Here is a 9,625-nt window from a genome sequence, read left to right on the forward strand (position 1 = left end):
GATGACAACCTACTTTATTGCTACTAAAAGTCTAGCGTTAGCTTATTTTTACAGCCCTTGTGTAAAGGTACGTGTGATGACATCTTTTTGCTGCTCAGCAGTCAAAGAGTTGAAACGTACCGCATAGCCAGAAACACGAATAGTTAATTGTGGATACTTGTCCGGATTAACGATTGCGTCCTCTAACATTTCACGGTTCATCACGTTGACGTTTAGGTGTTGGCCACCTTCACGGCTATCACTGTGCGCAAAATAACCATCCATTAACGCTGCTAAGTTAGCACGGCGACCATCTTCATCTTTACCTAATGCATTAGGCACAATCGAGAAGGTATAAGAGATACCGTCTTGAGCATGTGCAAAAGGCAGTTTAGCCACTGACGTGAGCGAGGCAACAGCGCCTTTTTCATCACGGCCGTGCATTGGGTTTGCACCTGGTGCAAAAGGAGCCCCAGCTGGACGACCATCTGGTGTAGTACCGGTTTTCTTACCGTAAACCACATTTGAGGTAATAGTAAGAATTGACTGCGTTGGGATAGCGTCACGGTACATTTTCATGTGGCGAATTTTACCCATGAAGCATTCAACCAATTCACTGGCGATATCATCAACACGTGGGTCATTGTTACCAAACTTCGGATAATCACCTTCGATGTCGAAATCGACGGCAATGCCATTCTCATCACGGACCGGCTTCACTTTGGCAAATTTAATTGCTGATAGCGAGTCAGCCGCAATAGACAAGCCTGCAATACCACAAGCCATTGTACGACGCACATCGCGGTCGTGTAATGCCATTAATGCCGCTTCATATGAATACTTGTCATGCATGAAGTGGATAGCATTAAGTGCAGAAACATATTGGGTAGCCAACCAATCCATCATAGTGTCTAAACGACCCATGACATCATCGTAGTTAAGGACTTCATCACTGATAGGTGCTGACTTAGGACCAATCTGTGTCTTTAACTTTTCATCCACGCCGCCATTGATGGCGTAAAGCATGGTTTTAGCTAAGTTGGCTCGAGCGCCGAAGAACTGCATGTGCTTGCCGACAACCATTGGGCTAACACAGCAGGCAATCGCGTAATCGTCAGAGTCGAAATCTGGACGCATTAAGTCATCGTTTTCATACTGGATTGAACTGGTATCAATCGAGACTTTTGCACAGTATTTTTTAAAGCTCAGTGGCAGTTTTTCAGACCAAAGAACAGTAATGTTTGGCTCTGGGCTTGGGCCCATGTTGTAGAGCGTGTGCAAGAAGCGGAAGCTTGACTTAGTCACTAAGGTACGGCCATCCACACCCATACCGGCAATGGATTCAGTCGCCCAGATTGGATCGCCCGAGAACAACTCATCATACTCAGGTGTTCTGAGGAAACGTACCATACGCAGTTTCATCACGAAATGGTCAACCATTTCTTGAGCTTGTTGCTCTGTGAGTACACCATTTTTGATGTCGCGTTCAATATAGACATCTAAGAAACTAGAGGTACGGCCAAGGGACATCGCCGCGCCATTTTGGCTCTTAACAGCGGCTAAATAACCAAAGTAAGTCCATTGAATGGCTTCTTTAGCGTTGGTTGCTGGACCCGAAATGTCGAAACCATAGCTGGCAGTCATCTGTTTCATTTGACCTAGTGCTTTATGCTGCTCTGCAATTTCTTCACGCAACTGCATGGTTGCACTTAAATCTTCACCCGCTTCAAAGCGAGGTTGCAACGAACCAAATTGAGCAAATTTGTCTTGCATCAAGTAATCGATACCATAGAGCGCAATACGGCGATAATCACCAATAATACGGCCACGGCCATAGGCATCAGGTAAACCGGTTAGTACACCAGACTTACGGCAACGCATGATCTCTGGGGTGTAAATATCAAATACACCTTGGTTATGGGTCTTACGTAGTTCTGAATAAACATACTTAATATTCGGATCAAGTTCACGACCGTAAGCGGCACATGAGCCTTCAACCATACGAATACCACCATTTGGCAACATGGCACGTTTAAGCGGCGCATCAGTTTGCAGGCCAACAATGGTTTCCAGTTCTTGATTAATATAACCAGCATCATGTGAAGTAATGGTAGAGACTTTATCGGTATCAAAGTCTACAGGCGCATGGGTGCGGTTTTCCTGTTTGATTCCTTCCATCACTTTGTCCCATAAAGAGACAGTGGCAGGGGTCGCCTCAGCTAGGAAGCTTTCATCGCCTTCATAGGGGGTATAGTTTAATTGGATAAAATCACGAACGTTGACTTCAGTTTTCCAGTCACCAGCGGCGAAACCTTCCCATGCTGCTAAAAATTTTTCAGTATTTTCGCTCATAGTATAAATACCTTAAGTTAAGAATTGGGTTACTACTGTTAGGCGTCGGAGCCGCGCTTTAGCGCAGGGCGACGGTAAACAAACCAATAAGTCATGCCAACGAACAGCGCACCGCCAATAATATTACCTATTGTGACGGGAATGAGGTTAGCAAACACAAATTGGCTCCAAGTTACATCGGCGTATAGAGCTGGATCGACTCCAGCTTGCGCCCAAAATTCGGTTGAAGCGACTTGCTTGGTGATGATAGCCATCGGGATTAAGAACATATTGGCGATACAATGTTCAAATCCTGCGGCGACAAACATGGCAACGGGCAAGATGACGGCGATGATTTTATCTGTGACCGTGCGACCCGCGTAGGCCATCCAGACGGCAAGGCACACCATGATGTTACACATAATGCCTAATGCGATAGCTTGTATAAAAGAGTGCTGTAGCTTCGCTTGTGCGGTTGCAAGGTACCCTAAACCTAATAGTCCATGACCGGACTCATAGTGCTTAGCACTGATCATTAGCAGCACAAGTAACATGGCACCTGCAAAGTTACCAATATAAACCAAGCCCCAGTTTTTTAGCATCGCGGTTAGTGAAACACGTTTACTGAGTTTGGCGGTTAGAGTAAGCACGCTAGATGTGAATAGCTCGCCACCGAGCACGACAACTAATATGAGTCCCAAACTGAAGCATAAACCACCAATGAGTTTATTTAGTCCATAGGGAAGGTCATGGCCACCGGCAGTCACCACAACATAGAAAATAAAGGCAAGACCAATAAACAAACCAGCCGTCATGGCTAACACCAATGTTGATACGGTGTCACGATTAACCTTAACAACGGCTGTGTCTTCTACCTTTTGGGCAGTGTTAGCCGGCGTGATGGCATCAAATGGGCTGGGGCTATTTTGCATCTCTAACCTTTATCGTCCTTATAAATTGGTTTTATCCACCAATATAGATTTGATTGTTAGTTAAAGAAACCACTTCTAATGTAAAGGGCTTCTACAGGGAGCTAGTATAGTAAATGTGTAATTTACTGTCGTGATCTTGATCACTTTATGCAGCTTTTGCAGCTTATTCTGTAATAAAATTACACAACATCAATTTTAACGCTGCACCCTCAAATATAAATTGGTAAGACCAATTTACCGTAATCAATATTAGCACAACAGCCCCATCGATACACCTATTTAAGCCTGATATTTAACCGGTAAGTTTGCATTTTGCGAGCAAGTTAACATTTGTACAGTGAAGGCTAATAAACATAACAGCAAAAAACCACTTTGGCTAAGAAACTTACTGTGTTGGACCCTATGAAGAAGGGTAGGGACTAGGGCAATGATTAGAGGAAAAAACCGCATTGTTAAGCGCATTTTGTCTGTGATTACGGCCGACAATGATTTATATTTTGCGCTAAAACAATAACCATAACATTAGCCATGTCCACACTAGATAATAATAACAGCTCCAACCCTGCGACTTTACCGCCAAGCCCGACAGGTAAATTTCAACTACCCGATACACTGGTCATCATTTTCTTTGTCGCTTTGCTGGCCATGGCGTTGACTTATGTTGTTCCTATTGGCTCATTTAGCACTCAAGAGGTGCAGTATGTCAGTGACGGTGTGGAGAAGAGCCGTACCGTGGTGGATCCCAATTCATTCAGTTATCAGCTCGATGAGCTAGGGCAAGCGGTTATTGAACCCGTTGGACTATTCGCCGGTGGTGGCGGTATAGGCTTTTTTAACTTTGCTTTTGAAGGACTCGTGTCCGGCTCAAAGTGGGGCAGTGCGATTGGCGTGATTATGTTCATGCTGGTGATCGGTGGCTCATTTGGTGTAGTGATGGCAACGGGCACCATAGACAACGGCATTCTTAAACTGATTGATCGCACCCGAGGTAACGAAGCGATATTTATTCCAGTGTTGTTTTGTCTGTTCTCACTTGGTGGTGCTGTTTTTGGTATGGGTGAGGAAGCCATTGCGTTTGCGATTATTATTTGCCCATTGATGATTCGGCTTGGGTACGATGGCATCACTACTGTGATGGTGACCTATGCAGCAACCCAGATAGGTTTTGCTAGCTCATGGATGAACCCATTTAGTGTCGCCATTGCACAAGGCATTGCTGGGGTGCCGGTGCTTTCTGGTGCCGGATTTCGTGGTGTGATGTGGGCCGGTTTTACTTTAATGGGGTTAGCTTTCACTATGCGCTACGCCGCTAAAATTCAGCGCCAACCTAAATTATCTTATAGCTATCATAGTGATAAGTACTTTCGGGACAATCAAGACAATGCCGATATCAATGCACGCTTTAATGTCGGTGACATATTGGTCCTAGCCACTATTGTCGCCACGATTGCCTGGGTGATTTGGGGGGTCATTGCCCATGCTTGGTTCATTCCTGAAATTGCCAGCCAGTTTTTTACCATGGGTATAATTGTGGGTCTTATTGGCGTGGTGTTCAAACTTAATGGTATGACAGCCAATAAAGTGGCAAGCAGTTTCAAGCAGGGTGCAGCGACTATGGTGGAGCCTGCAGTATTAGTAGGCTGTGCATCAGGTATTCTTATTTTACTGGGTGGTGGCGACGCTACAGCGCCTAGTGTGCTCAATACTGTGCTTAACTCTGCTGGGCAGTTTATTGGTCAGCTACCGGCAGTCTTTTCTGCCTGGTTTATGTTGCTATTTCAATCGGTGTTTAATTTCTTTGTGACTTCGGGGTCCGGTCAGGCAGCACTGACAATGCCGTTGATGGCACCACTAGCTGATATTGTGGGCGTGACGCGGCAAACCGCAGTACTGGCGTTCCAGTTAGGTGATGGTTTTACCAATGTATTGGTGCCAACGTCAGCTTCTTTAATGGCCACACTGGGTGTGTGTCGTGTTGATTGGGGCGATTGGCTTAAGTTTATTTGGCGTTTTATGCTGGCATTGTTTGTCGTATCGAGCGGGGTTGTTATCAGTGCCCACTATTTTGGCTTTGTTTGATAGGCGGGCCAAGAAAAAAGCCTAGGGTCTCCCCTAGGCTTTTAATTTTAGAACTTTTGCGTGTATGTCGCCGTATAAGTGCGGCCATACAGGTTGTACAATGAAGAATCGTACTCTAGATCTGAGTCTAGCACTGGGTCTTCGTTAGTAATGTTACGAACACCAAGTGTCAGCTTACCATTCCAAGAAGTGTTATAGCTGTATGTTGCATCGAATGTAGTTTGTGAAGGTAGAGATCCTAGTTGCTCATAAGTGTTAGGATCCGTTTTCTCTGCTTGTCCGTCAATGTATTGAGTTAACAGTGATGCACCGTGGTCACCATAATTCCAATCGATAACCCAAGTGAAGCGGAATTCAGGCATACCATTTCGGCCAATTTTGTTGTTAACAGGCCCATCGAAATACTCTTCATCATTGTAGTCAATAACATAAGTTAAATCGAAAGTTGAACCGAAGTCACCAACAGTTGTTTCTAAACCAGAATAAGTAAGGTTGAAATCGATGCCAGAGGTATCGAATCCGTTGCCATTCACTTGTGGGGTAGTCGCCGATAAAATTTTGCCATTCGGGTCATCACCTACACGCTTGATATCACCAAGAGCTAGATTGCCGTAACCCACTTTTTTCTCTTCTTTTAGCAAAGAATCTAAAGATACAAAAGTGATCACATCTTTAATGTTAAGGTTGTAATACTCAACTTTTGAACTAAGGTTGTCGGTTAAGTTCCAAATGACGCCTACGTTATAGAAATCAGATGTTTCCGGTTCTAGTTCAGAGTTGGCAGTACGAGTAACATCGTATTGTTTCGCTTTGCAATCCGATGCCGAAGTACCTTGAGTTTCGCAGTAGTGGTAATCGGTTGCGGTGTCAGCGCTAAATGAATCTGCTGCATACAAATCTGAAAGAGAAGGTGCTCGGAAGCCTTGACCCCAAGAAGCACGAAGCACTACATCGTCGATTACTTGGTATCTTAATGCTACTTTTGGTGTAGTTGCAGAACCAAAGTCAGAGTAATTGTCGTAACGAAATGCAAAGTTCAGTTCAAGATCGTCTGTTACGGGAATAATAGACTCTGCAAATACTGCAAACACTTCTCGATCACCGCCAGATCCGTTACCCGAGGAGCCAATTACTTCACCAGCAGCTGATTCAGCATCTACTTTAGCTTGGTATTTATATTCCATGTATTCGGTGCCGAAATACCATCCCACCACACCAGCTGGTAGATCAATAGCTTCGAAGTTAACACCAGCATTTAAACTTTGGAACTCCATAGTATCTTGCTTAAGTGTATCGTGAGTGATCGCTGCAACAACGTCTTCACTATTTCCTTCAGGTCCAAAGTTAAACTCACCACTTTTCACTAAATTTTCTACTGTAGGGCGATGAACGTACCCTTCACCATAGTTACTATTTTCAGCCAAGTTATAGTGATAAGTTACGTCCCAACCAAACTCATCATGTTCGCCGACAAGACCTACTTGAATGTCGGTACTGTAATCGATAGTAGTAGAGTCACGGGTTCCTACATCGGTAAATCGATAGTACACACGACCAGCATCAGGATTTTTGACCGAGCCAGTACTGTTTCCGTTTTCATCGATGTTTTGGATGTCTACTTGACCTGCATCTACATTAAACCAGCCAGCAGCCGGCGCATAGCGACCAAAAGTTTCATTCCGAGAGAATAGGCCTTGACCTTCAAATCTTATTTCGTCGGTTATCTCATAATCTGCGTTAACGTAACCTGCAGTGTACTGGCGAGCCGCGTGGTCGGCAGCTTCGGAAGTATAGTCATAGCCGCAAATGTAGTCGCCGTCGCCGTAATCATAAATATGACCACCACCAACCATCTTTTCGTTATCGCATGCAGCCATCGGGTTAAATTGACCCGTTGTCATATTTAAGAAATTACGAGCGTAGGCTGATACACCTGTCGTGTCAGCATACTTATCTGCTAGAACATTTGTAGAGCTAGAGAACCAGCGGTCGCGTTGATAGATAATCTCTCTGTTTTGGTGCTCGAAAGAAAAAGTCATGCTTCCCTTTTCTCCCTCAGTACCGCCGATGACGTGAGTTTTCCACTCTTCGCCACCTGCTTGTTGAGGGTTCGAGCCTGTTGCAGAAACCTCTAATCCATCAAAATTCTTTTTGGTAATAATATTTACAACACCAGCAACCGCATCAGAACCGTAGACTGCAGAGGCGCCGTCAGTTAAAACTTCAATTCTTTCGATAGCCGCTGTAGGGATCGTGTTAAGGTTAACAGCTGTACCACCTAATGTAGGTGAACCAGGCATACGCTTACCGTTTAGAAGGACAAGCGTTCTGTCTGCGCCTGCACCGCGTAGAGAGATGTTAGCCTGGCTTTGCCATGTGCTTCCTGAAGATTCTGCAAAAGATCCGAAAGTATTAATATTGCTGCGTCTGAGAACATCTGCAACAGACATTTCTCCGGTTTTTTCCATATCAGCTGCGCTAATAGTGGTTATAGGCGAAGACCCTTCAAGGTCGGTACGTTTGATACGTGAGCCTGTAACTTCGATACGTTCTACATTGTCACCTTCAGCTGCGATAACAACTGGTGAGCTAAGTGCTGCTGTTGCTGCACCACCAATCAAAGCAAAGCGAATCGCTTTAGCTACTACAGAATTGGACTGCATGTTTATCTCCCTGACACTCATTAAGTGTTAAATATTGTTTATTTTTATACTGGGTATAATCATTACCGTTACATATTGGTAATGACTCTCACCAGGGTGGAGATATAACCACAAGAAAATGACGCCCGCAACATCGCATTTACACTTGTATTTTGCTGGTGTGATACCAAATAAACACATAAATTTAACAATGTTTAAACTGATGGTTTATTTTTTATTGTGCTTGTTTGTTTGTTGTTAATATTTGTTATTTATTGTGTGCTTAAAGGGTTGTGCTAATGTTGCTTTGTGGCGCTTCTTAGAAAAACAATAGTGAACATTGTTATACAAAAGTTGCACAAAAAAATTAAAAAAATAATGCTAAAGTATAAAAATCCAGCGAAAATCTCACTTAATAGGTTTTCGTATGGCATTTGTTCAGTCTAAAGGTTGACTGAACTGAAGGGTTTCTTTTGTTAATTTTTTGTGCGTTAACAGTGGCGCCAAAATTAATTGCCTTGTTACATTCTCCTTATTAATCGCTATCTATAGAAGTCGTTTTGTCGCAGTGTTTAGGTAAGTCATAAACATTGTGTTGGGTATTCCATTAGCAGGGCTTAACTAGTGAGAGCTTATTCATTTTATTTTTTAGGTAAATTTCTCTTAATTTATGGATTAATCATTCTTGAATGCTTTTATGCTTATCTCACTTAATCAGATTAATTCCGTCCCAATTAATTTGGGCTAGCATTTCGATACTTTGAGCTATTAGGTCGGCCCGCCTGTAGCCCTAAGGGAGCATAGAGTGGTATCTTGTAATTCCTCATACACGGCTAAGGAAGTACTGTGGAGCACGGCTTACGCTATCTTGGTAAACAAACGTCGAGAAGTGACGGTGAAACAAGGCGAGTTGCTATTTTAGAAGCGACATTGAGGGTGATTGTCCGTGAAGGAATACGCGGTGTTAGACATCGCGCGATAGCCGAAGAGGCCCAAGTTCCGCTGGCGTCGACCACCTATTACTTCTCTGATATTAAAATATTGATCAGTGATGCGTTAACTTATTTCGCTGAAAAAACACTTTGGATGAATAAGGCACTTGAAGAAAAAGCTTTTGCTATGTTGGCTACTGCAAGTCAAACCCAAGCCCAAGCACTAAACCACTCCCAGTTGGCTTCAGTGTTAACAGAGATGATCTGTCTGCACATTACTGAACAGGTCAGTCATCGTGATGACAGAATCCTGGAAAGTGCATTCCATGAAGAAGCATTACGTAATCAACAATTAGCTGACGCAATTAAAGTGTTGGACGATAGTTTCATCAGCACAATTGAGCGCTTTTTTGTCCAGCTAGGATCTGCAGATCCGCTGGCCGATGCTCATCAGGTTTTAGCCATTATCAAGCTGTTGGAGTATCGTGCAGTTGTCAATCGGCAGCTTGACGCCGATTTGCTACAACGAATTGTTAGTCGCTCTCTTGAGAATATCTTACAAGCGTACTAGCAGCGATGTGAAAGCAGCAGATACAAAAAAGCCCCGAACATTCGGGGCTTTTTAAATTCAGTCATTGTCCCGTCCTGAGATAAGTTGACACTTTGGAGACTTATCTATGAAACCTTCAAGCACAATCAGCATTAAACGTACACAACGTGATTACACATT

5 protein-coding genes are annotated in these 9,625 nt (G+C 43.7%); 2 read left to right on the forward strand and 3 right to left on the reverse strand.

Going from position 1 to position 9,625, the window contains the following annotated elements; genetic code table 11:
• Positions 1–48 precede the first annotated feature (48 nt).
• Both pflB and focA read right to left on the reverse strand, forming a co-directional pair.
• Complete coding sequence (pflB, locus tag L865_RS0122045; RefSeq protein WP_028775200.1) at positions 49–2,331, reverse strand: formate C-acetyltransferase; 2,283 nt, start codon at positions 2,329–2,331, stop codon at positions 49–51.
• Between the two features lie 38 nt (positions 2,332–2,369).
• Positions 2,370–3,242, reverse strand: a complete 873-nt coding sequence (gene focA, locus L865_RS0122050; RefSeq protein WP_028775201.1) for a formate transporter FocA — start codon at positions 3,240–3,242, stop codon at positions 2,370–2,372.
• A gap of 528 nt (positions 3,243–3,770) precedes the next feature.
• Between focA and yfcC the strand changes: the two genes are divergently transcribed.
• Entirely contained in the window at positions 3,771–5,321 is a 1,551-nt protein-coding gene (yfcC, locus tag L865_RS0122055) for a putative basic amino acid antiporter YfcC (protein WP_051484755.1), read from the forward strand.
• Positions 5,322–5,368: 47 nt separating this feature from the next.
• On the opposite strand, the gene L865_RS0122060 is transcribed toward yfcC, so the two are convergent.
• Complete coding sequence (locus L865_RS0122060) at positions 5,369–7,984, reverse strand: TonB-dependent receptor plug domain-containing protein (RefSeq protein ID WP_028775203.1); 2,616 nt, start codon at positions 7,982–7,984, stop codon at positions 5,369–5,371.
• 825 nt (positions 7,985–8,809) lie between these two features.
• On the opposite strand from L865_RS0122060, the gene L865_RS0122065 reads away from it, so the two are divergent.
• Complete coding sequence (locus tag L865_RS0122065; protein WP_028775204.1) at positions 8,810–9,466, forward strand: TetR/AcrR family transcriptional regulator; 657 nt, start codon at positions 8,810–8,812, stop codon at positions 9,464–9,466.
• Positions 9,467–9,625 lie beyond the last annotated feature (159 nt).

This window comes from Shewanella waksmanii ATCC BAA-643 (genome assembly GCF_000518805.1).
GTDB classification, from domain to species: domain Bacteria; phylum Pseudomonadota; class Gammaproteobacteria; order Enterobacterales; family Shewanellaceae; genus Shewanella; species Shewanella waksmanii.